Here is a 24,086-nt window from a genome sequence, read left to right as displayed (position 1 = left end):
TGAGGAATTGAAAGTGACAAACCAACATACTATTCAGGTTGGCGCTATTGAAGTTGCCAATAACAAACCTTTTGTGCTTTTTGGTGGCATGAACGTTTTAGAGTCGCGTGATTTAGCCATGCAAGTGGCGGAATACTACGTCAAAGTCACAGAAAAGCTGGGCATTCCTTATGTCTTTAAAGCCTCTTTTGACAAAGCCAACCGCTCTTCTGTGCATTCGTACCGTGGTCCTGGCATGGAAGAAGGTTTAAAGATTTTTGAAGAGATTAAAAAAACCTTTAACGTGCCATTGATCACCGACGTGCACGAGCCTTATCAGGCCGCGATAGTGGCTGAAGTGGTGGATGTGATTCAGTTGCCGGCCTTTTTAGCCCGTCAAACCGATTTAGTCATTGCTATGGCGCAAACCGGTGCTGTGATTAACGTGAAAAAACCACAGTTTTTAGCTCCTCATGAAATGCGTCATATCATCACCAAATTTCAGGAAGCGGGTAACGATAAAATTATCCTTTGCGAACGTGGCTCCAGCTTTGGTTATAACAACCTGGTGGTCGACATGTTGGGCATGGACGATATGAAGCAATACGCGCCGGTGATTTTTGATGCAACCCATGCGTTGCAGCGTCCAGGTGGCCGTGCTGATTCAGCCGATGGCCGTCGTGCTCAGGCTGCTCAATTAGCCCGTTCTGGTATGGCCTTGGGTTTAGCTGGCTTATTTATTGAAGCGCATCCAAATCCAAATGAAGCTAAATGTGACGGCCCTTGTGCTCTGCCATTGAATAAACTGGAAGCGTACCTGCAGCAAATGAAAGAGTTGGATCAGTTAGTCAAATCTTTTGCGCCTTTGGATACTTCAGCAAATTAAAAAACCACTGTAGGGGCGGGTCTTGTACCCGTCCGCTTAAATGCCAATTAAATTTCGTTACTATGAGTAAGAAGGGGATGAAAAACGCGCTCTTTGCTCAAGTATTAAGCTAACGATTCAAGCAGCTAAAAAATAAGTTGACTTGGATCGCCGAAATCCGTTTAATACCCCCCGTTGCCCAGATAGCTCAGTCGGTAGAGCAGCGGATTGAAAATCCGCGTGTCGGTGGTTCGATTCCGCCTCTGGGCACCATAAATTTTTGTGATGTGATTCCTTTCAAATCCTGTCACCCAGTTTAGGTTGCCGCTTTAGCTCAGTTGGTAGAGCAACTGACTTGTAATCAGTAGGTCATCCGTTCGACTCGGATAAGCGGCACCATTCACGTTTTGCCCAGATAGCTCAGTCGGTAGAGCAGCGGATTGAAAATCCGCGTGTCGGTGGTTCGATTCCGCCTCTGGGCACCATAAAAAAACAAAAAGCCCGTCCTTGTGACGGGCTTTTTGTTTTCTGTTATTCAAATGCTTGATCTTGGTTACAAACGGACTGTTGTTCGATTTATTTTACTCAGCCGTGATCTCCTGTTGGATTTGACGCAACAACACAACCCCAAACCACAACTGCCAAACCAATTGAGACAAGCCAAAGGCTTCTTTCAGGTAAGGCAGGGTATGAAAAACGGTTAGTATCGCAAAACTGCCTGTGAGCAGACCAAGCCAATGTAGTTTTGCCTTTTGTGGTTGTTGCTGCAGTCCGGCCAGGCTGAACAGCAGGATCCACAGACCACCCACCAATTCAATACCGCCGCCCAGAGCATGGGTCATCATCCCCATAACAGAAAAGAGGGTTACGGCGAGATCTGGATCTGTATTGACCAAATTGATCACTCGCTCCAAACCTGTCAGGGCTATCATGCCAGACACCATCATTAAGACCACCCAAACCTTGCCAAACAACCCTGAAACTTGCACTAAGGCAGACCGCGGCTGAGGCAACTGCTGAGGGATAGCAATCACCATCACGGCCAGTAAAAAACCAAACAGCAAATAACCTATGACATAACCTGTAGCTACCAAAAACTGATGCTGATCTATGTATTGAATTCTCAGTAAAGGTTCTGTTTGTTCAGGTTGAGATAAAGCAGCAAAAAAGATCAGTGCTACTGTGAAGTAACACAAAGCCATGCCTATGGAGGCTAAACCTCCGCAGCGTTGTAAAGTGAAAAAGGATGCTGAATTGGACGCGCCTTGGTAAAAGGACATGGTGACTCCTGAAAAAAAACGAATTAATGTGGGGTAAGGGTTCGTATAAAATCTTATGCAAAGCCGAAGCTTATGTCGTCCGCGACTATAAGCGCGGACAGTTTTTTATGCCGCAGTTAGCTGTTATTACTTAGACTAATCGGGTTCTTCATCGCAAACGACAAGGTAGGGAAGTCTGTTGATGCTTGAGTTGATTTTTGCCGCTATGGCCTTGGGTATTGTGCTGCTGGTTGTGCCTTACTTTTGCTTGCAACTGCAGCAGAGTCAGCACTTGATGCCGCTGAGCATAGTGCTTTTGTCATTGGCCTTTATTGCCACTGGGCCTGTGGTTTTTACCCTGTGGCCTTCATTGGTTTTTACATACATCGCACTGATGCCGTTGGCTTTTTTTACTTTGAATCCTGCCTTGTGGTTCTACATCAAAGCTTTAACCGCAGAACAGCCCTGGCGCTTCAAAGGTGCAGATGGCTGGCATGTTTTACCTTTGGTTTTTGCCGGGGTAATGGCGGTGCTGATCCAGAGTTTGTCTTATGAGCAGCGGCAGTTGTTATTTTTTTCTGAGGTGTCAGATGTGGCTGGTTACACTTTGCTGGTTGCTATCGTATTTTTAGCTGCTGTGTTGCTATGGTTGGGGCAAAGTTGTTTTTACCTGTGGCTGATACTCAGCAGGGTCAGAAGTTACAGACGAAAGCTGCGTCAGGTCTTTGCCGAAGACAGTGGTAAACGGCTGGCATGGCTGGAAATGCTGGTGCTGTTGCTACTGTTCAGTTGGAGTTATGCAGTGCTGAACCTGATGCTGGCTGAGCGCTTGAATTCTGTATTGTTGTCGGATGCAGTGGTGCTGTTTTGCTTGTTACTGGTAGTGTGGTTAGTTACCTGGTGTGGTGTAACGCAGCAACCGGGCTTTAATGAAACCTATAAACTGCAGACTGTTTCCACTGAAGCGGAAGAGTTAAAGCCTGATCAAACTGAAACCACAGATGCAGCTCAAGGCCTCACAAAATACCAACGCTCAGCCTTGGGCGAGCAACAGTCTGCACGTATTGCTGCCAAGCTTCAGCAAACTATGCAGTCTGAGTTGTTATATCTGGATGAAACACTGACTTTGTATAAGCTGGCCGAACATCTTGCGGTGCCTGCGCACTATTTATCCCAAACGTTAAATCAAAGCCTGCAGATGTCATTTTTTGAGTATGTGAATCAGGCTCGTGTAGAAGCTGCCAAACAAAAGCTCAAACAAAGCGATGATTCAGTGTTAAGCATCGCTATGTCTGTAGGTTTTAATGCCCGCTCGTCTTTTTATACCGCCTTTAAAGCCAACACTGGCCAAAGCCCGGCGCAGTTCAGAGCCGCCCATCGGCAGGATAAACAGCTGTTATAAGCCCGTTAGCTTTGTCTAAATCCCCAGGACTGAAAATGCTCTGGCTGAATGTCGCTAAAACATTTTAAGCGGCTTTCGGCCTGATCGTATTCAGTCCTGTGCCAGTGGTGTTCGGCCGGTAGGGCTACTACTTTCATACCTGCTGCTTTGGCTGCGGTTAAGCCTGTGACTGAGTCTTCAAACACCAGACAATGTTCTGAAGCAACCCCGAGTTTGCTGGCGGCCAGATGATAAATTTCAGGTTTGGGTTTGCCTTGTGTCACCAGCTCGATAGAACAGAGCGCCTGAAAGTACCGGCGAATTTGCAGTTTATCCAGCACAGTGTTCATCAATGAACCCGGTGAATTGGTGGCAAGCGCGACCGGAATTTGCCAGTTTTGCAGTTGTTGCAATAGCTCTAGTACACCTTTTTTTACCACTCCACGCTCAAGCACAGCCGCAGCCACGTAATCAATAACGGCTTGTTCGGTTTGTTCAATGGTTAAATCATGCCAGGGTGAATGCTTAAACCAGAGTTCGGTGACAGCTCTGGTGGTCATGCCGCTGGTTTGTGACGTAATAGCCGGATCCAGAGTTACGCCGAGTTGACGAAACACATGCTGCTCTGCTTCAGCCCAATAAGGTTCAGAATCTATTAGTACCCCATCCATATCAAAAATAACTGCCTGAACCACCTGACTGCCCCTCTTTTGCTGTCTCTAGTCTATTATTCAACAGCACAACACTCTGCACCACAGCTTTATCCGCTTTCGCAGGCTAAATTCTGTGCTTGGCTTTATTTTTGCGGTGAAGTGCAAGAATCCAGATTGGAGTCTGAGTGCAATTGCTCTATGGTAAAGCGTCACTTGTTAAAAAAGGATATTGTAGTGCGCCTGTCTTTTGCCTTGTCTTGCGTATTTTTGTGCAGTTTCAGCCTGTTGGCAGCAGAAACCTCAGTTAAACCAGCGGTTAGCTATCAGTTATCATTTGCTAATGCGGCGCATCATGAAGCCGCCATTCAGGCGCGATTTGACGGAGTCAGTTCGGCCAATCTGTTGCTGAGTATGAGCAGTGCTTCACCAGGCCGTTATGCACCTCATGCTTTCGCCAAAAATATCTACGCTTTAAAAGCCACAGACAGTACTGGCAAAGAATTACCACTGCGGCGCATCAGCCCAAGTCAATGGTCTGTGGGCCAGCATGATGGCACTGTGATTGTGAGTTACCGACTTTATGGTGACAGAGCCGATGGCACGTACAACCAAATCGACCGCTCTCATGCTCATTTAAATATGCCTGCTACTTTGTTGTTTTCGAATGACTATGCAACTTTGCCATCGTCCTTGAGGTTCGACTTGCCTGATCCACGCTGGAAAATAGCCACTCAGCTGCAATTACAGAGCGACGGTAGTTACACCGCGCCAGATTTACAGTATCTGATGGATAGTCCGGTTGAATTAAGTGCTTTTAGCAGCCGTAGCTGGAAAGTCGCGGATCATCAGTCGGAAGCCACTATTCATCTGGTTATGCATCATCAAGGCACAGAGCAACAACTGGATATCTTCACTGAAAAAGCCAAAGCTGTAGTGGCAGAGCAACAAAAGATCTTTGGTGAATACCCAAAGTTTGATTATGGCCAGTATGTCTTTATTGCCGATTACCTGCCTTATGTAGATGGTGACGGCATGGAGCATCGCAACTCTACTATTCTGACCGATGAGCGTTCATTGCTGGAGGCGAACTACGCTCAGATCGAAACCTTGTCGCACGAGTTTTTTCATGCCTGGAATGTGGAGCGGTTACGCCCGGTTGATTTAGAACCTTTTGATTTTCAGCGCGCCAACATGAGCCGCAATTTATGGTTTGCCGAAGGGGTGACCAACTACTATGGCAAACTCACCTTAAGCCGCACTGGTCATTTTGATTTAGCCACTTATCTTGAGAAAACAGTAGCGGCACTGAACAGAGTTCAACTATCACCAGGCCGACAGTTTTTTGCTGCAACAGGTATGAGTGAGCTGGCACCTTTTGTTGATGCTGCTGTATCTGTGGACCCGACTAACTATGCCAATAGTTACATCTCTTATTACACCTATGGTGAGGTGTTGGGCCTGGCGCTGGATTTAACTTTGCGTACTGAGTTTGACGGGCTGAACCTGGATTTGCTGATGCGAAAACTGTGGCAAGACTTTGGCAAAACCGGCCGCTTTTACACTGAGCAGGATTTGCAGCAGGCTTTGGCAACACTGACGGCCAATCCGGATTTTGCAAAGAACTTCTTTAGCCGTTATATCGATGGTCAGCAACTGCCTGATTTCAACACTTTGTTTGCCGCAATGGGTTTAAAGTTAGCACCAGCTCAACCTAAACAGGCTTTTTTAACTGCGGCTACTTTGCTCGAACAAGACAAGCAGCTCAAAGTCGACAGCAACACGCTGATAGGCACGCCTTTGTATCTGGCTGGTGTAGACAAAGGAGATGTGTTGTTGAAACTGGGGCGGTATAAATTAAGCTCTAAAGCTCAATGGGACAAATCCTTGTCCTATTACAAAGTGGGGGATACCGCAGAGCTGAGTTTTAGCAGCCGGGGCAAAAACTACAGCACTCAAGTGACTTTTACTGCGGATCCTAGCTGGGCTTTAACTGAAGACAAAGACGCGACAGCAGAGCAGTTAGCAAAAAGGGCTTTATGGTTAAAAGCCCAGCCTTAGCCTGATTTTACATAACGGCGCAGTCTTTTACTGAAAGAGGCTGCGCTATAAGCAGAAACCGGGCAGAAACTGCTATTTACCAGCTAAAAACTGCGCTAGTTTCACCACGGCCTGAATTTGCTGACCTTTGCGGTTGGCATAATTGGCATCAGTGTAACCCCACCAATCCCAACAGGCTTGTGGGTTCATTGGCATCAGGGCTGAAGCGCGGGTTTGTGGATAAAGCACCACTATGTTGTTGCTGTCGGCATAGCGGTTGAAGCCCGCTTTTTCGACATAAGCCATACCTACCGCATCTGCATGTTGGTTGCAGCCGTGAAAGCTGATATGCAAAGTACAGCTTTGGCCTTGCTCACAACTTTTGGGCACATAGACAAAACCTTGCTCTGCCATAGTGGCGGCCAAATCGCCTGCTATTTTTTGCTGCTCAATCGGATAAACAGTACCGCTGCTGTGATCGACTGGGGCTTTTAAACCAGGCTGGATAAACTTCAGCGCTTCACCTGCGCCGTCGTAATTACATTTGCCTAAAAACGGTGCTTCGGAGCTGTCACATGCGCTGCCCTCGTTTAAGGTTGGCATATGATGAGCAAAGTTTTTATCCTGCACATAACTCAGCTGTGCTGCCGGTAGCCACTCTTGGTACTGCTGATGGAGGGCGTTAGCCACTTCTTTGCTGATTTTTTGATCGGCAGTGCCGTGCAGTAACCAGATTTTGCTTTGTTTAATCTCTGCTTCAGACGCCAGCAAACCTTGAGCTGACCAATCTTTTAGCTGCTTATTGAGATCAGCCAAAGGGATAGGGCTGTCTACTTTATTGATGCAGTGATCCAGAGCTGTCATTAAGTTGTTCTGCGCGCAATACACTGGACCTGCTGCCACTATGGCTGCGCCTTTTACCCAATCGGCATGAGCAAGCTGAAACTGCGCTGCCATATAACCACCGCTGGATAAACCCGACACTGTGGTTTGGTCGACATTCAGTTTTAATGCAGGCAAAGCTGCATAAGCCGTGCTGCTCAGAGCAAAAGCGAAAGAAGATAAAACAAAAGGCAAGGTTTTCATCTGAACTGTCCTTTTAAAGGCTAAAACTTGATGGATCCCATTCTGATTGCTTTAGGCTGATGCCGCTATAGCACTAAGGTACAGTAAGTGGTCAGGACTGCTGTAGTAAAAAGATCCGCTAAAGCAGTGATACAATCTGCAGCAAAAGCCGTACTATAAAGGCACTTTGCTTTGGGTAGAAATAAATGATGTTGTCCAGCTCCAATGAACTGTTAATTCTCGGCTGTGGTCATTCAGAATCCGATACTTTGTTTAATAACAATGCCTTGGTGACAAACGCCAAAGGCAATTTGCTGATTGACTGTGGTTACACCATCAAACCAGCTTTGCAGGCGCAGGGCTTAAAGCTGCAGGATATAGACGCAGTGTTTATCACTCATGTGCATGCCGATCATGTGTTTGGCCTGGAGCGGCTGGCGAATGAGGGCCGTTACAAATACCATAAAAAAGCCCGGCTGATTTTGCATCATGAGTTATATGACGAGTTATGGCATCAGTGTCTAAAGGGCGTGTTGGCGAAAAATGGCGAAGGCGAAAATCAGCTTGCTGATTACTTTGAGCTGGTGCTGTTACAAAACGATGAGTTCGAACTGTTTGGTAATCTGTACCAACTGCATCGGGTGTCTCATACGCCGGGCAAAGTCTGTTTTGGCGTGATGATTAACCAGAGTATCTTCTATTCTGGGGATACGGTGGCTATACCGCAGCTGCTGATGCAGTTAAAACCGGAGCTGATCTTTCACGATGTCACTCTGACTGACTATAACCCTGTGCATGCTTCGGTGCATTCACTGTTGAGCTTGTACCCGGCTGAGCTCTGTAAAAAAACCTATTTAATGAGTTATGAAGACCATTGGCCAGACTATCAGCAGATGGTAGAGCAGCATTTTGCTGGTTTTGCCCGGCAAGGGCAGCGGGTGCTGTTAAGCAAGGAACATCAGACGGATACAGCTGCAGGCTGAGTCACAAGGAGTTTTATGTATTATGTGATTTCGATAGGCTCAAATATTCAGCCTGAACACCATGTGGCCGCTGCTGTCAGCACGCTGGCTAAACGCTTTGGATCCTTGTATCTGTACCGGCGGGTTTATACTCAGGCTGAACTGGTGGAATCTAATCATGTATTTATTAATTCGGTGCTGCTGCTGAGTTCAGACTTGTCTGCGACACAATTAAAAACAGAGCTTTGCCGTATTGAAGAGTTGCTTGGACGGGACAGAAGCGATCCATTACGTAGTGTCAAAGATCGCAGCTGTGATTTAGATATTATCTGGTATCAGCAGGCATGGTCAGAGGTTTGGCAAGCAGAGCTGACAGAGTCCTATATTCAACAGGTGTTTGACCCGGCAAGCAAACAAGCTCCTATCCAATTGGGCTGTCAGTTATTTTCCGAGCGACCTGCCGCCATCTATTTTCAGGCTGAGGCCAGTGACAAATTTATTATCGATCAAAAACCGGACGCCCTGAAAAATTGGCTCAAAGCCGGCTTCTTCAGCAATTAGGGTTTGTTGCATCACCTGTTGTTTTTCGCTGTTGCTGTGTTCTGGCAAAAACATAATAGGACCAGGCTGAATACTGTTCACCCGTATTTTTGGTGCATAAGCTTTGGCCGCCGACTTCATTAAATTCTCAAGCCCGGCTTTGGTGCTGCAATACAGTGAAAAAGCAGGGTTTGGATTTTCGCTGTAAATATCTGTGATATGCACAATCAAACCGCCGCCCTGAGTTGTGGCGATTTGTGGTGTCAAGTGTTGGTTTAAAAGTGCAGGCAGCTGCATATGCACAGCAAACAAAGCCTGATAAAAACTTACCGTATCTTCTGTATGTAACTCATCTTTCTCAAATAAGGATGCGTTATGGATCAACAAGTCAATACTGCTTTGTTGTTGTAACTGATGGATAGCCGACATCACTGAATCGGCCGATTGATAATCCACCACAATTTGAGTTAAATACTGCTGCTCTGGATTCAGTTGCCTGGTAAGGCCGAAGACCTGATAGCCATCCGCGCTAAGTTTTTCTGCCAGATAAGCGCCTAAGCGCCGGCTTGTTCCTGTAATGACTGCGGTTTTCATTGCCAAACTCCATCAATTTATCTGCTGCTTTATACGCTGTTGCCCGGATTCAGTTCAGTACAGTCCTTCAGTTGACTGATTTTACAAAGCTTAAAACTTTTTTGAACGAAATTTGGCAAAAAGTCATTCTGTTATCAATACTTAGTGAAGTATTACACCCTTCTAAGGACTCATTATGAATCTTCACAGTATCAGAGTTAAAAGCAGCTTACCTATGCTTATTCTGGCTTTTACTTTATTGATTGTGGTTTCCATGTTCAGTTATTTATCCGGCTTGCAAAAAAACGCTTTGGCAGTGCAGGCGGAAAATTTTCTGCAAGCTATTTCTGTGGTGTTAAATGCCGATCGCGATTTATATCAGGCTAAACTTGCTTCCACTATGCACTTAAGTAAACAGGGAGATAGCGCCAAGCTTGAAGCCGAAGTCGAAGAAAATGCCCAACAGGTGAAACAGCGTTTTAACGAGTATTTGCAGTTATTAAAAGATTATCCCGATATCAAACAACAGTTTTCTGGCTTTGAGCAGGATTATCAGAAGTGGTATCAAAGTGCTATAGCCTTAGTGAATGCCAGTAAAACCGGCAGCGCGGGGGCTGATTTAATAGCGGAAGAACAAAATCAGTTTACCGCTTTACGTACCGTATTGGATCAAGCGGGCGAGGCGGCGCTGAATAAATCTGTTAGTGAACAACATGATTTGACTGAAGATATCAGTTTTTTTCAAAACACGACTTACACCGTCACCGCTATTATATTGCTGATAGCTGGCTGGTTTAGCTACAGCGTGCCTAAGTCACTGACCACCCAAATTAATGCATTGACCGCTCGTTTATCTGAAATAGCTTCAGGTGACGGTGATTTAACTGCGCGGCTCGATACCAACTCGCAGGATGAGTTTGCCGCTTTAGCCGGGCAGTTTAATGGCTTTGTGGCTAATTTATGCCAGTTGATTGCATCCGTACTGCAGCAAGCTGCACAGCTGAGCAAGCTAACTCAGGTACTGTCTGAATCTGCTATTAAAACCAATGACATCACCCGTTCATTAAATGTGGCCTCCGATTCTATTGTCAGTGCAGTGCATGAAATGACACTGGCGAATAAAGAAATGGCACAGGTGGCCACTGACTCGGCTCATGAAGCAGACGAAGCAAAAATCAGTGCAGAGCGTGGTTTGGTGGTGGTAAACAGCGTCACTCAAAGTATGGCGAGTTTAACTAAAGATGTAGATAAAGCGCTGGCCTGTTCAGGTGAATTGGAGAACAGTTCTGAAAATATAGCCTCAGTGCTGGATGTGATACGAGGTATTGCCGAACAAACCAATCTGCTGGCTTTAAACGCGGCTATTGAAGCCGCTCGGGCTGGTGAACAAGGCCGTGGTTTTGCTGTGGTGGCGGATGAGGTTCGTACTTTAGCTTCCAGAACTCAGCAAAGTACCAACCACATTCAGGAAATGATCCAGGCGCTGCAAAGCAGGGTCAATGAGGCCGCAACTGCCATTAGTAGTGGCAAAACCAATGCGGATTTAACCGTTAGCAGCTTTTCCCAGGCCGAACAAGTATTCCGTGAGTTACAACAATCCTCTATTAAAGTGAATGATATGGCTACCCAAACAGCTGCCGCCACAGAAGAGCAAGCTGTGGTATCTGAGGAAATTACCAAGAACCTGTATGCGCTGCATGATCAGGCCAGTGCTGCCGGAGACATTGCCAAAGACAATGATCGTTTGTCGAATGAAATCAGGCAGCTGTCTGATACCTTGTTTGGCTTAGTGGGGAAATTCAAAATCAGTTAGCAGAATGTAAAAGAGATGATTGCCAAAGGGTACGTTTTTGCATAAGCTTCGTGCCCTTTTTAATTTTTGCCACTTGTGGCTGGCTGTACCGAACCTCATGATCATTACAGATCCTGAAGGTTGATGTAATAGGTAGGTAAGTATGTCAAAGGCAGTAATTTTAGTTATGGATAGCTTTGGGATTGGCAGTGCGCCCGATGCTGATAAGTTCGGTGACGTCGGTGCCAATACTTTTGCCAGTATCAGTAAAGCGTTTTTTCAGGCCAAAGGCCGCCAATTGCAGTTGCCTAACCTGGCCAGTTTAGGTTTGGTCAAAGCAGGTTTTGCTGCCAGTGGTGAAATGGCATTGGTAGAAGACAGTCCAACTCTGCTTGGCAGCTATGGTCATGCCCGCGAATTATCCAGTGGTAAAGATACGCCAAGCGGCCACTGGGAAATTGCTGGTGTGCCTGTATTGTTCGACTGGGGTTATTTTCACGACAAACAAAACAGCTTTCCTGCTGAACTTGTTGACGAATTAGTGCGCCGTACCGGTGTGCCGGGTATTTTGGGTAATTGCCATGCCTCAGGCACCGACATCCTGGTAAAACTGGGCGACGAGCATATCAAAACCGGCAAACCTATTTGTTACACCTCGGCTGACAGCGTATTTCAGGTTGCGGCTCATGAAGAGCATTTTGGTTTAGAAAAGCTTTTACAGTTTTGTGAAATCGCCCGAGAGCTTTTAGACAGTTACAATATAGGCCGTGTGATTGCCCGTCCTTTTCTTGGCACTGATGCCAGTAACTATGCCCGCACTGGTAACAGAAAAGATTATTCAGTCTTGCCTCCGGCGCCAACAGTGCTCGATACCCTGACTCAGTCTGGTGGCACAGTGGTAAGCATTGGTAAAATTGCCGATATTTATGCGCATCAGGGCATCAGCAAAGAAGTGAAAGCCAATGGCTTAGCTGCTTTGGTGGATACAACTTTAGCTGAGATGGCGATAGCGCCAGAGCGTAGTTTGGTCTTTACCAATTTGGTCGACTTTGATCAGAACTACGGTCATCGCCGCGACCCTATAGGTTATGGTGAAGCGCTGGAGTATTTCGACAGCCGCTTGCCGGAAATTATGGCTGCACTGGATGAAGATGCCGTGTTGTTGCTGACGGCCGATCATGGTTGTGACCCAACCTGGGTGGGTACTGAACACACCCGCGAATATGTACCAGTACTGTTTTATGGCAAAAATCGTGTTGCCAAAGATTTAGGCGAAAGAGCAAGTTTCGCTGATATGGGCCAAACCATGGCCGACTATTTTCATTTAGCGGCCATGCCTTATGGCCAGTCCTTTTTAGCTTCTTAATTCAGAGTAAATCATGGCAACTCCTCATATTAATGCGCCAGAAGGCGCTTTTGCAGAAACCGTATTAATGCCAGGCGATCCGCTGCGCGCTAAACATATTGCCGACACCTTTTTGCAGGATGTTGAGTGTGTGAACACAGTACGTAATATGTTTGGTTACACCGGTACTTATCAAGGCAAAAAAGTCAGTGTGTTGGGCTCAGGCATGGGCATTCCTTCCATGTCGATTTATGCCACTGAACTGGTGAAGTTTTATGGTGTAAAAAACATTATCCGTATTGGCTCCTGTGGCGGTTTACCACTGGACGTAAAAGTGCGTGATGTCGTCATCGCTATGGGCGCCAGCACAGATTCTAATGTGAACCGTAACCGTTTAGGCGGTAATCTGGATTTCGCTGCTTTAGCTGATTACGGTTTGCTGGAGCGTGCTGTTGCAGCGGCTCGTGCTAAAAACATTGATGTGAAAGTAGGTAACTTATTTACGTCTGATTTATTCTACAACCCGGATCCAACTCTGTTTGACCGCTTGGAAAAATACGGTGTATTGGGTGTCGAAATGGAAGCCGCTGGTTTATACGGCGTAGCTGCAGAGTTTGGCATTAAAGCGTTGGCGATTATGACGGTCAGCGACCATATCCGTACTGGCGAAGCTTTGAGCGCTGAATTGCGTCAAACCTCGTTTAACGAGATGGTTGAAATCGCGTTAGCTCTGGTTTAAGGAACTGTTATGTCACTGACCACCAACAAAATGTTCTATGTGTCATGGGAAGCCTTTCACAGAGCAACGAAAGAGTTAGCTAAAGGTTTATTAAATCGCGATTTTGATAGCATAGTTGCGGTCAGCCGTGGCGGTTTGGTTCCTGCTGCTATTCTGGCGCGTGAGCTGGATATTCGTGTGGTGGACAGTATTTGTGTCTCCAGCTACGACTATGACCAGCAACGTGAATTAAAAGTGCTGAAAGATGCTACTTTAGCCGACAGCCCACGTTTACTGATAGTAGACGATTTGGTTGATACAGGCGAAACAGCAAAAGCACTGCGGGAACATTTTCCTACAGCTTGTTTTGTCACTGTGTATGCCAAACCTCAGGGCAAACCTTTGGTTGACCATTATGTGACTGACATAGAGCAGGATACCTGGATCCAGCTGCCATGGGATATGGAACTGGCCTACAGCGTGCCACTGGCTGAGCAGAAATCTTAAGTGATGTACTAAGCAAAAAAACGGAGCTGTTAGGCTCCGTTTTTTTATCTGTTTATTATTTAGTTAATTTAAGCTTTACCCAAACCAAACGATGATCTGAACTGGCGGATCTGTCCGCCACTAATTCATAAAATGGCTGACCAGCTGCTGGCCAGAACACACCGCTGGACATTACTTTAAAGCCAGCTTTGGAAGGCAACACATAATCTGCTCTCATTCGCCAGCCTGCTGTGTGAGTCGCACCATAAGGACTGTCAGGGCTATGCATTTTGCCGCCTGCACTTTGTGGAGTGAAGCTGCTGTTTACTCTCGGGTGCATCAGCAAATTACCAATACCTTCTTTATAGGCGTTTCCTTCTACAGGGGATGAGTTTAAATCCCCCAACACCACAAAACGCTTATCTTCGGCCAGGCCACCTTTTTGCCCTCTGTCATCATAGATATACCCCGCTTTTTCAGGGCTCAGATAATCAGTCCAAAATCGTACTTCGTCATGGTTACGTTTGCCATTTCGGTCTTCCTCTCCATCAAACACTGGTGGAGTAGGGTGACTGATCAGCAAATGCACAGCTTTCTTATTAATAATTACAGGTACATCCCAATGCGATTTTGACGACAGGGGCATTAATTGCCAGGCGTCCGGGCTATACCAAGCAGAGCCATCAGCTTTTGTAGTTTGCAAAGCACCAGGCATATCTTTCCATTTGAAGTACTGGAAGGTTTTGACTTTACTGCTGTCTATCGGGAATTTCGATAACAACATCATGCCGTATTGGCCGGGATACTGACCAAAACCCCAGGCATCAGCGCCTTTATTGGTTAGTTGACCATCATTATCCAAATCAAAACCGCTGGGTTGACCTGTGTTGACCGTGCTGTAATAGAAATAGGGGTAATCAATAGTTTTACCATCAGCGCTCTGAGCTTTATTTAGATAATTGCGTATAAATAACTGTACCCCTGCAGCAGGATCTTCGATGTAATCAAACTCATTCAGCAGCAGAATATCCGGCTGTATTTGCTGAATGATGGCCGCTACATTTTTAATTTGTGGATGCTTTCCCTCTGCGAGCAGAGTACTCAAAACCTGTGGGCTTCCTGCAACACTTTTCGCCAGATAGTTTTCAGATTCCATGCTGACATTAAATGTGGCGAACGTCAGTGTTTGCTCTTTAGCCATAGCTATTCCGCTGAGTGATAAAAAAGACGTAACTAAAATAGATGAAAAAATATAATTCATAAGAGACAGGCCAGTTAAATAGTTTCATAAGCATATCCTGAATCCAGGTTAAAACCCAGTTTCCGCGTTGATTTTGCTCGCAAACAAGTTGTTCTGCTTTGAGTTGAGAATGGAGTTGATTAAGTGCAGCAAATGTACGATTTTTAAAGTTGATATGTTACACTTGCGTGACAAATCGGACCTGACAGCCAAAGTTGGTATAAGTTCAACGGCGATCTGATTCGATGTAAGAAAAACGTAATAAAACTTCGTTATAGTTGTCGCCCAAATTGGAAGCAGGAAGTTTTCAGCTTGGCTGAAACAAAATAATTTACAACTACCAGGTGAAAAACGATATGAAAATTAAATATTTGGCTCTAGCTGTCGCATTAGCGATGGGATCAGGCGCTGTATTAGCGAACACATCTTCTGCTATTCGTGGAAAAATAACTACTCCAGAAGGTGCTGCAGCCGCAGGTACTAAAATTATCATTACTCACGTACCGTCAGGTACTACTCGTGAAGTAATCACAAACGAATCAGGTAGTTTTATTGCATCTGGTTTACGTGTAGGTGGTCCTTATACTGTTGTTGTTGATTCAGATACTTACTCTGATGAAACTTTAAACAATATTTTCCTGCAATTAGGCGAAAACTATCAGATTAATGAAGCGCTAAAATCTGAATCTGTTGAGCGTATTGCTGTTACTGGCGCAGCAATTGCGTCTAACAACGGTGGTAGCGACAGTTATTTTGGTGCTGATGATATTCAAAACGCACCTAGTTTCAACCGTGATTTAAAAGACATTATTCGTAACAATCCATTGGCTGTTTTATCATCTAAAGATGGTGAGTTAAGTGTTGCTGGTACTAACCCACGCTTCAACAGCATCAGTGTTGACGGTATAGGTCAGAATGACGACTTTGGTCTGAACGCTAACGGTTATCCAACTACACGCTCTCCTATTTCGTTGGAAGCTATCGAGCAGATATCTATTAGTACTTCTCCATTCAATGCAAAAGACAGCGGCTTTCAGGGCGCGCAAATTAATGCGGTAACTAAGTCTGGTACCAATGATTTCGGTGGCAGCTTTTTCTATGAAACGCAAAACGATGGTATGGCCGGTACACCAAAAGATAACGGCCGTGAAGTGCCATTAGAGTTTGATGAAACAACTTATGGCGGTACTTTGGGTGGCGCTATCGTTGAAGACAAACTGTTCTATTTTATTTCTTATGAATACTACGAAGCCGATACTCCAATTGAATGGGGTCCGGATGGTAGCGGCGCTGCAAACCAAAGTTTAGTCAGTAACGCAGATTACCTGGCTGTGCAACGTATTGCCCAGGAAGTGTATGGCGTGAATGCGGGTGACTGGAATTTGTCTCCTGTAACTGATGATGAAAAGCTGTTGATGAAATTGGATTGGAATATCAATGATCAACACCGTGCAGCTTTTACTTACCAGTTTACCAAAGGTAACCGTACTGCCAACGTCTCAAGTGATGATGATGAGCTGCGTTTGTCCTCTCACTGGTATAACCGTATTGAAGAACTGAATAACTACGCGTTCAAACTATATTCTGACTGGACACCTGATTTCTCTACCCAGTTCAGCTTAACCTACATGGACAATCCAACAACTCAGGCGTCATTTGGCGACTTTGGTGATGTAACTATTGAAACTGCATCTGGTGGACGTATAGCTCTGGGTTCAGATTTCTCTCGCCATTCAAATGAGCTGGAAAAAAGTACTTTCATCATGGCATTGGATGCAGATTATTTGTACGAAGATCACAGCATCAGTTTTGGTTATCAGTATAAGAGTTTAGATATTTTCAACTTGTTCCTGCAAAATACTAAAGGTTCATACACTTTCGAGAGTATCGAAGCTTTTGAAAACCGTCAGGCATCACGTTTAATTTATCAAAACTCAACCAGCTTAAATCCTGCGTTGGCTGCAGCTGACTTTGTTCGTAAAGAACATGCTGTGTATGTTCACGACGAGTGGGCATTTAATGACGAAATCACCTTCGATATGGGTGTTCGGTATGAAATGTTGTCTTCTAGTGATGTGCCTGCTGCAAACCCGAATGTGTTTGGCCGTACAGGTTTTAACAACACTGAAAATCTGGATGGTTTAGGTATTGTGTTACCTCGTTTAGGCTTCAAGTGGGATGCAACTTTAGATACTACAGTTCGTGGTGGTATTGGTCGTTTCTCTGGCGGCCAGCCAACAGTATGGGTATCTAACGCTTACTCAAACACAGGTGTAAACATCGGTTTCCTTGATATTGAAACTGGTGACGGTGGTGCACTAGAAGCAGCATTAGCAGGTGTAAGTATAGCTGACGTTCCTCAGGCGTATAAGGATGCAGTGACAAGCGCCACGACAGTATCTGGTACCAACTTTACTGACCCTAACTTCAAGCTGCCTTCTGACTGGCGTTTACAGTTAGCTGTAGATCACAGCTTTGAGATCCCAGGTTTAGGTGAAGATTATATCTGGACCACCGAGTACTTGTATAAGCGTGAACAAGACACTGCGTTCTGGGTTGATGCCAGCTTAACTGAAGGTGACAAAAATGGTACTACTTCAGACGGTGGTCGTATCATATATAACGATGCAGATGGTTCTACCCGCGATCTGATGCTAACCAACGCAGATGAAGGTGGCCGTGCCCGAGTGATCAGCACTGCTTTGAGTAAAGCTTATGACAACGGTATCCGTTTCACGGCTTCTTACACAAATCAGGATATAACTGATGCTCACACCAGTACCAGTTCAACGGCTTCAAGCAACTATGGTAACAATATGGTGATCAACCGTAATGAAGCTCTGATTGGCCGTTCGACTTTTGAGACTGAGCACCGTTTTGTATTAAACCTGGGTTATGAAACTGAGTTGTTTCCTGGTTACGCAACTAATATCAACCTGTTCTTTGAACGTCGTTCAGGCAAACCAATCACTTACTTCCTGGACGGTAATGACTTAGATGGTTCAAGCGGACCTGGTCGTGACCCATATGGCTTGTTAAGTCCGGGTACTACTAACGACGCGTTCCTGCCGTATATTCCTACAGTGAACGATCCAAATGTAGTATTTGCACCTACCATTGTTAATGGTGCTATCACCAGAACAGCGGCAGAAAATGAAGCCACGTTCTTCAATACCATTAATGAGTTAGGTTTAGATAAGTATGCTGGTGGTTATTTGCCTAAAGGTGTAAGCACTACTCCGTGGGTAAACACTCTTGATCTGAGTATCCGCCAACAAGTGCCGGGTTTCCTGCCTGAGCACAAAGGTACTGTGTATCTGACCGTAGATAATCTGCTGAACTTAATCGACAGCAGCCAAGGTAAAGTGTACGGCAGTGATTTTGGTACTATTGAGTTAGCTGACTTCACTATTGATCCGGTCACTAAGCAATATATCTACGCAGCACCGACTACAAATACTGCTAACTACAGAACTTTCTATACTCAGGATTCAACCTGGCGTTTAAAAGTGGGTGTGAACTACCGCTTCTAATCTGAAGGTTTAAAACCTTAAACTTAAAAATGCCGGTGTAATACCGGCATTTTTTATTTAATCCAAAGCTAAAATCCGCGATAATGCGCTAAGTTAAGTTTTGAAATAGAAGTGACACTGTGCCAAAAAGTACCATTATAGCTATTGCCGGCGCCTCGGCCTCTGGTAAAAGTTTGTTTGCATCTACTGTTTATCAGGAACTTGTCGCTGAACTGGGGGGGGAGCGTATTGCTGTATTGGCTGAAGATGCCTACTATCGCGACCAAGCGCATTTGTCTTTTGATCAACGTACGTTGACCAATTACGACCATCCTGCCGCTTTTGAGCATGAGTTACTGGCTTCACATCTACAGCAGTTAAAAGACGGTCAATCTGTGTCTATGCCACAGTATTGTTATAAAACTCATACCCGCAAAGCTGAAACTATTACTGTGCACCCAGCCAAAGTGGTGTTAGTGGAAGGCATTCTATTACTGACTGACGATAAGTTACGGCAGCAGTTTAATATTACCGTCTTTATGGATACGCCTTTGGATGTCTGTTTATTGCGTCGTATTAAACGCGATATGGAAGACAGAGGCCGTAGTCTGAGTTCTATTACAGAACAATACGAAAACTATGTACGCCCTGCATTTTTTGAGTTTATTAACCCATCCAAACAATACGCCGATTTAGTCGTGACTCGTGGTGGCAAAAACGAAATTGCCATCGACATAATCAAAACAAAAATTCGCCAGTTGTTGCAGGAATAACCTTCCTGCTTACACGCACTAACGACAATCAAAGTGCAGTTTTGGTTGTCGCTTTCATCAATGTTCCTCATGCAACATTTGCTTTGCAAGCTTTTCAATTCTGTTATAATCGCGCGGCAAAACGTCAAGTTTAGACAACCCCTGAACAGCAACTACAAGTGTTTGAAGCCGGCTACGGTGGTTAACACTCCCGCTCGGAAACTGTAACTACTTGATCTTTTGATGCTATTCTAGGATTTGGCATCACAAGAACAAAAAATCTGCGCCCTCTGTGGCCAGACCCTATATCCAAGGAATAACTATGATGAGTTTGGTTGGCATTCTTGCCATCTTAGTAACTGCGTATTTAGCTTCTGCTAACAGAAGTCGCATCAAATGGCGCACTGTTGTAGGTGCTTTTGCTATCCAGCTGGCAATAGGCGCTTTTGTGCTTTATGTGCCTTTTGGTAAAGACGTGCTGTTAAGCATTTCGGCCTTTGTTGGCAATATTATCTCTTACGCTCAAGCTGGCATCATCTTCTTATTTGGTGATGCAGGTGCACAGAAGTACGGTTTTGTTTTTGCCATTCACGTGCTGACGGTCATTATTTTCTTCTCCTCTTTAATAGCTGTGCTGTATCACATTGGTGTGATGCGTATCATCATTACTGTACTAGGTGGGGGTTTGCAAAAGCTATTAGGTACCAGTCGTCCTGAATCTATGAGCGCTGCAGCCAATATCTTTGTTGGGCAAACTGAGGCACCGCTGGTTGTTCGGCCCTTTATCCCCACCATGACTCGTTCTGAGTTATTTGCGGTGATGGTAGGTGGCTTGTCTTCAGTGGCTGGTTCTGTACTGGCAGGTTATGCCGGGATGGGGATTGAACTTAAATATTTAATCGCTGCCAGCTTTATGGCCGCCCCTGGTGGTTTATTGATGGCAAAACTGTTGTTGCCAGAAACCGAAGCACCAAAAAATGATTTAACTGACATTGGTATGATGGAACAAAATACCAACGTGATTGACGCTGCAGCTTCAGGTGCCGCCAGTGGTTTGCAACTTGCATTAAACGTTGGCGCTATGTTGCTGGCTTTTGTTGGTTTGATTGCATTAGTGAACGGTTTAATTGGCTGGGTAGGTACTTTAGTTGGCTTTGAAGGTTTAACTCTGCAGTTGATCTTCGGCTATATTTTCCAACCACTGGCATTCATCTTAGGTGTGTCATGGGAAGAAGCCCGTTTGGCAGGTAGCTTTATCGGCCAAAAATTAGTGATCAACGAGTTTGTGGCTTATCTGGATTTTATCCAGTATGTCAAAGCCGGGCAGCTGAGTGAACACACACAAATTATCGTCACTATAGCGTTATGTGGTTTTGCAAACTTCTCATCGATTGCCATTTTGTTAGGTGGCTTAGGAGTGATGGCTCCGAATCGTCGGTCAGATATTGCAGAGCTGGGTTTGAAAGCTCTATTAGCGGCTACTCTGGCTAACCTGATGAGTGCGGCAATAGCAGGCTTTTTCTTTTCGTTAAGTTAAACAGGTTATATAACTATGACTCAACAACAAGTCCCTACGTTGGACATCAGACGGTTTGCCACCGACAAAGACACCTTTGTTGCCGAGATTGGCAAGGCCTATACTGAGTTTGGTTTCTGTGGCATTAGCGGCCACGGTATCCCGGACGACGTTGTGGACAATACCTACAAAGCAATCAAGAAATTTTTTGCTTTACCGACTGAAGTAAAACAAAAATACCATGTGCCTGGCCAAGGCGGCGCGCGTGGTTATACGGGATTTGGTGTTGAAAAAGCCAAAGACAGTAATCATCCGGATTTAAAAGAATTTTTCCACGTTGGTCGTGAGTTATCAGGCCCGGCGCCACATCCAAGTTTGTATCCAAACCTGTGGCCGTCTGAAGTGGCAGAATTTAAAGAGGCAACTTACGGCTTGTACTCTGCGCTGGAAAACTTAGGTAATACGGTACTGGAAGCTTTGGCTTTATTCTTAAAGCAGGATCAGGCGTATTTTGCAGACAAAGTGAATTACGGCAATTCGATTTTACGTCCTATTCATTATCCGCCAATCAAAGATACTTCGACTCAGTCTATTCGTGCTGGTCAGCATGAAGATATCAATCTGATCACTTTATTGGTTGGCTCACACGAATCAGGTCTGGAAATTTTGCGTCGTGATGGTAGCTGGTTACCTGTCACTACTATTGAAGGCACTATAGTAGTGAATATCGGTGATATGTTGCAGCGCTTGACGAATCACTTGTTGCCGTCTACCACTCACCGTGTGGTGAATCCGGCGGGTGCTGCGGCAGGTCAGCCTCGTTACTCTATTCCGTTTTTTATGCACCCGAATCCAGACTATGTCATCGAAACTTTGGATAGTTGTATCAGCGCTGATCAGCCAAACCGTTACCCTGAGCCTATCAATTCAAACGACTATCTGATGCAGCGTTTGGAAGAAATTGGTTTAATAAAAAAAGCTAAGTACTGATAGCTTCCTGCTAACTTAATAATAAAAGGCGAACTCTAGTTCGCCTTTTATTTTTGTGATGTGCTAGAGCCTGGTCTTTGATGTAAAAGCCAACACTTTGCTGAATATTTCAGCAGTGACGGTGAAAACAACTGAAAATTTGCATCAGACAGTTGACGATTGCCCACTTGACGCATAACATGCACGCCGTCAACGACGCTTTGCGCCGCGGTGGTGGAATTGGTAGACACACTAGCTTCAGGTGTTAGCGCTTCACGGCGTGGGGGTTCGAGTCCCCCCCCCGGCACCAAAACTTCGTTGACAGAGACAAATTGAGTTGCCGCGGTGGTGGAATTGGTAGACACACTAGCTTCAGGTGTTAGCGCTTCACGGCGTGGGGGTTCGAGTCCCCCCCCCGGCACCAACTCTCTTTCTTCATCTTGTTCTTCTGTTTTACCTCAATATTAATTCCGACAAATCACATTGTTTTTATTATTAAGTTACTAACTAAATATTCTTGTTCGTTTTGCCCTTGCTTGCTATTTCCTATCTTCAGCCTATTCTTTACAAAACAAACAGATACGCGTTTTGTACAGGTTGGGCCATGCTAAAAAATTTGAGTATTAAAACCCGTCTTTTTGCCATAGTTGGCGTTGCCGTTCTTGGTCAAATCCTGGTGTGCTGGTTAGTCCTTTCTGGTTTAAAGCAAAGTATTTTGGAAGAGAAACGCCTCTCCACTCTTTATTTGTCTCAGGTCGCAGTTGCTTTAGTTAATAGCTACCACACTAAAGTAGGGACGGGAGAGTTAGACGAAGCCAAAGCTAAACAACTGGCGTTAGCCGAACTGAAATCCCTTCGCTATAAAGAGAACGACTACTACTTTGTTATCGATCAGCAGGTCACTATGCTGATGCATCCATTCAGGCCTGACCTAGATGGTAAAGATGTTGCGAGTTTTAAGGATAAACAAGGCGAGCCTCTGTTTCAGAATATGGCTGATGGGGTTGTCGATGACGGTTCACATTCAGTGTTCTATAACTGGCCTAAACCTGGTGCAACTGAAGAAGTGCCCAAAATCACCCATGTGGAGTTGTTTAAACCCTGGGGTTGGATAGTGGGGACCGGTATCTATATCGATGATGTGGAGGCCTCTTTTTATGAGGTTGTGATGCAACTTGCCATTTTGGTGTTTCTGGTTGTGGGCTTGATGTTGGCATTAAGTTGGTATGTGACACGCTCAGTAGTTAAACCTATGACTGATGTTGTTGCTGCTATGCAGGACATAGCTTCTGGCGATGGCGATTTGACCGTCAAATTGAGTTATGACGGCAAAGATGAATTAGCAGCACTGGCTACAGCTTTTAACCTTTTTGTCGGCAAAATCCGCCAGTTGATTGCTTCAGTAGGTGTCACCGCTTCTGATGTCAGTGAAAGTGCCTTGGATGTTGCTCGAATTTCGCAACAAATCTCCAAAGAGAGTGTGCAGCAACAACAAGAAACCGATATGGTTGCTACTGCTATTACAGAAATGAGTTCGGCTATAGCTGAAGTAGCACAAAGCGCTGAACAAGCCAATCATGAAACTGGTCAGGTTGAAAGCTTGGTTCAGCAGGGCATGAAGCTGATGAAAGCCTCAGTAGAGAGTATTCATACTCAAAGTCAGACAATAGAGCAAAGCTCGGTAGTCGCTTCCTCTTTATATACATCTTCACAAAATATCAGCCATGTATTGAACATCATTAATAAGCTTGCTGATCAAACTAACTTACTTGCTCTCAATGCTGCTATAGAAGCTGCACGGGCAGGTGAGCATGGCAGAGGTTTTTCAGTGGTCGCTGATGAAGTTCGCACCCTGGCGCATCAAACGCAAAAATCGACTCAGGAAATCTCCGGCATTATTGCAGAGTTGCAACAAGGTACTCAGCAAATGACTGCAGCTGTGCAGGAAAGTAAAACTGCAGCAGAACTGAATATCAATCTGGCATCCCAGGTTCAGCAAGCTCTGACGGACATTGCCAATTCAATAGCACAGATTTCCGATATGAATGCGCATATAGCTACTGCAGCAGAACAACAAAGTGCGGTGGCTGGCGAAGTGGATCAGAACGTACATACTATTAGTCAGTTGGTGCATCAGACTGCCGGAGCTATTAAAGGCAGCGATCAGTCGACTCAGCGTCTAACTCAACTAAGCCAGGATTTAAAAGATCTGGTGAAGCAATTTAAGGTGTAATCACTACTTTTCTTTAGTAATCGCCGTTTCTGTTAATAAAACGGGCAAAAAAGTGTCTTTTTTGCCCGTTTTGCTTTTTTTCTGAGCGAACGATCACGGATATCATCAAATTGTCATTTTAGGGGTTGTGCAGGATTTAAAACTCCCTATAATGCGCGCCATGCCAACGGGGTGACGCGAAAGCAGCTCTGGGGTGGTTTTGAAATGAA

19 protein-coding genes and 5 tRNA genes are annotated in these 24,086 nt (G+C 45.2%); 19 read left to right on the top strand and 5 right to left on the bottom strand.

Features of this window, described 5'->3' with window-relative positions; all coding sequences use genetic code 11:
• Positions 1–13: 13 nt before the first annotated feature.
• The 4 genes from kdsA (at position 14) to LSG37_RS18805 (ending at position 1,329) form a co-directional block, all read left to right on the top strand.
• Positions 14–865 carry a 3-deoxy-8-phosphooctulonate synthase gene (kdsA, locus tag LSG37_RS18820; RefSeq protein WP_233010775.1) on the top strand — a complete coding sequence of 284 codons (852 nt, stop codon included), beginning with the start codon at positions 14–16 and terminating at the stop codon, positions 863–865.
• Positions 866–1,041: 176 nt separating this feature from the next.
• Positions 1,042–1,117, top strand: a tRNA-Phe gene (locus LSG37_RS18815).
• A 50-nt stretch (positions 1,118–1,167) separates the two neighbouring features.
• Positions 1,168–1,243 (top strand) — tRNA-Thr (locus LSG37_RS18810).
• Between the two features lie 10 nt (positions 1,244–1,253).
• Positions 1,254–1,329, top strand: a tRNA-Phe gene (locus LSG37_RS18805).
• 96 nt (positions 1,330–1,425) lie between these two features.
• On the opposite strand, the gene LSG37_RS18800 is transcribed toward LSG37_RS18805, so the two are convergent.
• Positions 1,426–2,124, bottom strand: coding sequence for a hypothetical protein (locus LSG37_RS18800; protein ID WP_233081422.1), 699 nt, complete (start codon positions 2,122–2,124; stop codon positions 1,426–1,428).
• A gap of 181 nt (positions 2,125–2,305) precedes the next feature.
• On the opposite strand from LSG37_RS18800, the gene LSG37_RS18795 reads away from it, so the two are divergent.
• Positions 2,306–3,505 carry a helix-turn-helix domain-containing protein gene (locus LSG37_RS18795; RefSeq protein ID WP_233081421.1) on the top strand — a complete coding sequence of 400 codons (1,200 nt, stop codon included), beginning with the start codon at positions 2,306–2,308 and terminating at the stop codon, positions 3,503–3,505.
• Positions 3,506–3,510: 5 nt separating this feature from the next.
• Here the strand turns inward: LSG37_RS18795 and hxpB are convergent, their stop codons facing one another.
• The gene (gene hxpB / locus LSG37_RS18790) at positions 3,511–4,179 is read right to left on the bottom strand and encodes a hexitol phosphatase HxpB (protein WP_233081420.1); all 669 of its coding nucleotides are present in this window, start codon (positions 4,177–4,179) and stop codon (positions 3,511–3,513) included.
• A gap of 192 nt (positions 4,180–4,371) precedes the next feature.
• Here hxpB and LSG37_RS18785 point away from each other — a divergent pair, with 192 nt between their 5' ends.
• Positions 4,372–6,195, top strand: a complete 1,824-nt coding sequence (locus tag LSG37_RS18785) for a M61 family metallopeptidase (protein ID WP_233081419.1) — start codon at positions 4,372–4,374, stop codon at positions 6,193–6,195.
• 72 nt (positions 6,196–6,267) lie between these two features.
• Here the strand turns inward: LSG37_RS18785 and LSG37_RS18780 are convergent, their stop codons facing one another.
• Positions 6,268–7,260 carry an extracellular catalytic domain type 2 short-chain-length polyhydroxyalkanoate depolymerase gene (locus tag LSG37_RS18780; protein WP_233081418.1) on the bottom strand — a complete coding sequence of 331 codons (993 nt, stop codon included), beginning with the start codon at positions 7,258–7,260 and terminating at the stop codon, positions 6,268–6,270.
• Between the two features lie 185 nt (positions 7,261–7,445).
• On the opposite strand from LSG37_RS18780, the gene LSG37_RS18775 reads away from it, so the two are divergent.
• Both LSG37_RS18775 and LSG37_RS18770 read left to right on the top strand, forming a co-directional pair.
• Entirely contained in the window at positions 7,446–8,222 is a 777-nt protein-coding gene (locus LSG37_RS18775; RefSeq protein ID WP_233081417.1) for an MBL fold metallo-hydrolase, read from the top strand.
• A 15-nt stretch (positions 8,223–8,237) separates the two neighbouring features.
• Complete coding sequence (locus tag LSG37_RS18770) at positions 8,238–8,762, top strand: 2-amino-4-hydroxy-6-hydroxymethyldihydropteridine diphosphokinase (protein WP_233081415.1); 525 nt, start codon at positions 8,238–8,240, stop codon at positions 8,760–8,762.
• Here the strand turns inward: LSG37_RS18770 and LSG37_RS18765 are convergent.
• Complete coding sequence (locus tag LSG37_RS18765) at positions 8,643–9,335, bottom strand: SDR family NAD(P)-dependent oxidoreductase (RefSeq protein ID WP_233081413.1); 693 nt, start codon at positions 9,333–9,335, stop codon at positions 8,643–8,645. The two genes, LSG37_RS18770 and LSG37_RS18765, sit on opposite strands and share 120 nt — an antisense overlap.
• A gap of 175 nt (positions 9,336–9,510) precedes the next feature.
• On the opposite strand from LSG37_RS18765, the gene LSG37_RS18760 reads away from it, so the two are divergent.
• The 4 genes from LSG37_RS18760 to gpt all read left to right on the top strand — a co-directional run bounded on the left by LSG37_RS18760 (position 9,511) and on the right by gpt (position 13,676).
• Complete coding sequence (locus tag LSG37_RS18760) at positions 9,511–11,127, top strand: methyl-accepting chemotaxis protein (protein WP_233081411.1); 1,617 nt, start codon at positions 9,511–9,513, stop codon at positions 11,125–11,127.
• Positions 11,128–11,269: 142 nt separating this feature from the next.
• Positions 11,270–12,472, top strand: a complete 1,203-nt coding sequence (locus LSG37_RS18755) for a phosphopentomutase (protein WP_233081409.1) — start codon at positions 11,270–11,272, stop codon at positions 12,470–12,472.
• A gap of 13 nt (positions 12,473–12,485) precedes the next feature.
• Positions 12,486–13,190, top strand: coding sequence for a purine-nucleoside phosphorylase (gene deoD, locus LSG37_RS18750; protein WP_233010793.1), 705 nt, complete (start codon positions 12,486–12,488; stop codon positions 13,188–13,190).
• Between the two features lie 9 nt (positions 13,191–13,199).
• Positions 13,200–13,676: a xanthine phosphoribosyltransferase gene (gene gpt, locus LSG37_RS18745; protein WP_366515575.1), complete on the top strand. Its 477-nt coding sequence runs from the start codon at positions 13,200–13,202 to the stop codon at positions 13,674–13,676.
• Between the two features lie 55 nt (positions 13,677–13,731).
• On the opposite strand, the gene LSG37_RS18740 is transcribed toward gpt, so the two are convergent.
• Positions 13,732–14,856 (bottom strand): endonuclease/exonuclease/phosphatase family protein, encoded by a 1,125-nt coding sequence (locus LSG37_RS18740; protein ID WP_233081407.1) that lies wholly within the window; start codon positions 14,854–14,856, stop codon positions 13,732–13,734.
• 395 nt (positions 14,857–15,251) lie between these two features.
• Here LSG37_RS18740 and LSG37_RS18735 point away from each other — a divergent pair, with 395 nt between their 5' ends.
• The 7 genes from LSG37_RS18735 (at position 15,252) to LSG37_RS18705 (ending at position 23,877) form a co-directional block, all read left to right on the top strand.
• Positions 15,252–18,428: a TonB-dependent receptor gene (locus tag LSG37_RS18735; RefSeq protein ID WP_233081405.1), complete on the top strand. Its 3,177-nt coding sequence runs from the start codon at positions 15,252–15,254 to the stop codon at positions 18,426–18,428.
• A gap of 119 nt (positions 18,429–18,547) precedes the next feature.
• Positions 18,548–19,180, top strand: a complete 633-nt coding sequence (gene udk / locus LSG37_RS18730) for a uridine kinase (RefSeq protein ID WP_233081403.1) — start codon at positions 18,548–18,550, stop codon at positions 19,178–19,180.
• Between the two features lie 301 nt (positions 19,181–19,481).
• Positions 19,482–20,696 carry a NupC/NupG family nucleoside CNT transporter gene (locus tag LSG37_RS18725; protein ID WP_233081401.1) on the top strand — a complete coding sequence of 405 codons (1,215 nt, stop codon included), beginning with the start codon at positions 19,482–19,484 and terminating at the stop codon, positions 20,694–20,696.
• Positions 20,697–20,711: 15 nt separating this feature from the next.
• Positions 20,712–21,665 carry an isopenicillin N synthase family dioxygenase gene (locus LSG37_RS18720; protein WP_233081399.1) on the top strand — a complete coding sequence of 318 codons (954 nt, stop codon included), beginning with the start codon at positions 20,712–20,714 and terminating at the stop codon, positions 21,663–21,665.
• 204 nt (positions 21,666–21,869) lie between these two features.
• Positions 21,870–21,954: transfer RNA gene (locus tag LSG37_RS18715), tRNA-Leu, on the top strand.
• A 29-nt stretch (positions 21,955–21,983) separates the two neighbouring features.
• Positions 21,984–22,068: transfer RNA gene (locus LSG37_RS18710), tRNA-Leu, on the top strand.
• 180 nt (positions 22,069–22,248) lie between these two features.
• Positions 22,249–23,877: a methyl-accepting chemotaxis protein gene (locus tag LSG37_RS18705; protein ID WP_233081398.1), complete on the top strand. Its 1,629-nt coding sequence runs from the start codon at positions 22,249–22,251 to the stop codon at positions 23,875–23,877.
• The last annotated feature ends 209 nt before the right edge of the window (positions 23,878–24,086 follow it).

Origin of the sequence: Rheinheimera soli (genome assembly GCF_021290985.1) — a bacterium.
Classification (GTDB): Bacteria; Pseudomonadota; Gammaproteobacteria; order Enterobacterales; family Alteromonadaceae; genus Pararheinheimera; species Pararheinheimera soli.
The sequence above is the reverse complement of the archived record's forward strand: the minus strand, read 5'-3'. Positions and strand labels throughout refer to the sequence as shown.

Excerpts from the sequence above, each read along its gene's own strand:
- LSG37_RS18765 (WP_233081413.1), bottom strand. The coding sequence starts at position 9,335 with ATGAAAACCGCAGTCATTACAGGAACAAGCCGGCGCTTAGGCGCTTAT.
- LSG37_RS18720 (WP_233081399.1), top strand. The coding sequence starts at position 20,712 with ATGACTCAACAACAAGTCCCTACGTTGGACATCAGACGGTTTGCCACC.
- LSG37_RS18755 (WP_233081409.1), top strand. The coding sequence starts at position 11,270 with ATGTCAAAGGCAGTAATTTTAGTTATGGATAGCTTTGGGATTGGCAGT.
- LSG37_RS18735 (WP_233081405.1), top strand. The coding sequence starts at position 15,252 with ATGAAAATTAAATATTTGGCTCTAGCTGTCGCATTAGCGATGGGATCA.
- LSG37_RS18770 (WP_233081415.1), top strand. The coding sequence starts at position 8,238 with ATGTATTATGTGATTTCGATAGGCTCAAATATTCAGCCTGAACACCAT.
- gpt (WP_366515575.1), top strand. The coding sequence starts at position 13,200 with ATGTCACTGACCACCAACAAAATGTTCTATGTGTCATGGGAAGCCTTT.
- deoD (WP_233010793.1), top strand. The coding sequence starts at position 12,486 with ATGGCAACTCCTCATATTAATGCGCCAGAAGGCGCTTTTGCAGAAACC.
- LSG37_RS18795 (WP_233081421.1), top strand. The coding sequence starts at position 2,306 with ATGCTTGAGTTGATTTTTGCCGCTATGGCCTTGGGTATTGTGCTGCTG.
- LSG37_RS18740 (WP_233081407.1), bottom strand. The coding sequence starts at position 14,856 with ATGGCTAAAGAGCAAACACTGACGTTCGCCACATTTAATGTCAGCATG.
- LSG37_RS18780 (WP_233081418.1), bottom strand. The coding sequence starts at position 7,260 with ATGAAAACCTTGCCTTTTGTTTTATCTTCTTTCGCTTTTGCTCTGAGC.
- LSG37_RS18800 (WP_233081422.1), bottom strand. The coding sequence starts at position 2,124 with ATGTCCTTTTACCAAGGCGCGTCCAATTCAGCATCCTTTTTCACTTTA.
- LSG37_RS18760 (WP_233081411.1), top strand. The coding sequence starts at position 9,511 with ATGAATCTTCACAGTATCAGAGTTAAAAGCAGCTTACCTATGCTTATT.
- LSG37_RS18775 (WP_233081417.1), top strand. The coding sequence starts at position 7,446 with ATGATGTTGTCCAGCTCCAATGAACTGTTAATTCTCGGCTGTGGTCAT.
- LSG37_RS18705 (WP_233081398.1), top strand. The coding sequence starts at position 22,249 with ATGCTAAAAAATTTGAGTATTAAAACCCGTCTTTTTGCCATAGTTGGC.
- LSG37_RS18725 (WP_233081401.1), top strand. The coding sequence starts at position 19,482 with ATGATGAGTTTGGTTGGCATTCTTGCCATCTTAGTAACTGCGTATTTA.